The organism is Paenalcaligenes sp. DL 309, assembly GCF_057475285.1.
In genome coordinates, this window is record NZ_JBYBKW010000038.1 from 1 (window position 1) to 775 (window position 775).

At 45.3% G+C, this 775-nt stretch carries 1 protein-coding gene; it reads right to left on the reverse strand.

The genetic code is table 11. The features are described from left to right. Window positions 1-14 precede the first annotated feature (14 nt). A partial coding sequence (locus AC2UZJ_RS12510) for an IS3 family transposase (protein ID WP_486950455.1) occupies window positions 15-775 on the reverse strand: 761 nt, incomplete at its 5' end.

The following is a 775-nucleotide window of genomic DNA, read 5'->3' on the forward strand; positions in this document are numbered from 1 at the left end:
TGTCCACTTCCCCATTACTGACACAGTTCTAAACTAGAGTTTTCCAGTTGTTGTCGGTATACCGACGGGGGAATATCACCTAAACTTTCGTGCGTGCGCTCTTCGTTGTAATCCAATCGCCAGAACCACGCCATATCTCGTACTTGATGCAATGACTCAAACAAGTACGCATTTAAAAACTCTCGCCGAAAAGTGCCATTAAAACGTTCAATAAAAGCATTTTGCTGGGGCTTACCCGGTTGAATATACTGTATTTTTACTTCATTTTTCTCACACCAATCCATTAGTTTGACTGAAATAAACTCAGGGCCGTTATCAAGACGAATCTGCTGGGGCAGCCCACGCTCTGCCTTTAACTGCTCTAAAGTACGGATGACGCGGTCGGCGGATAACGAGCTGTCCACTTCAATCGCCAAGCACTCCCGCGTGCCTTCATCCAGTACGTTTAACGTGCGGTAACGTTTACCGCAGTAAAGGGTATCGTGCATAAAATCCAGTGCCCATTGGTGATTTGGTTTGTTCTCCACGACTACGGGTTGAGGCGTGCGTTTGGGTAAAACGTGCTTGGTGCGGCGCCTTAAATTAAGCCCCAAACGGCAATAAACACGATACACCCGTTTATGATTAAATCCATACTTCTGAAAACGCAATCGACCAAAACACTTCCAGAAACCAGCTTGAGGTGATTTTTTTAATACGTCATTAATCGCATTAATGACAGCAGCATCCGCTATGCGCCAGTCTTTTTCTGGGCGATAATAACCAGAACGACTTA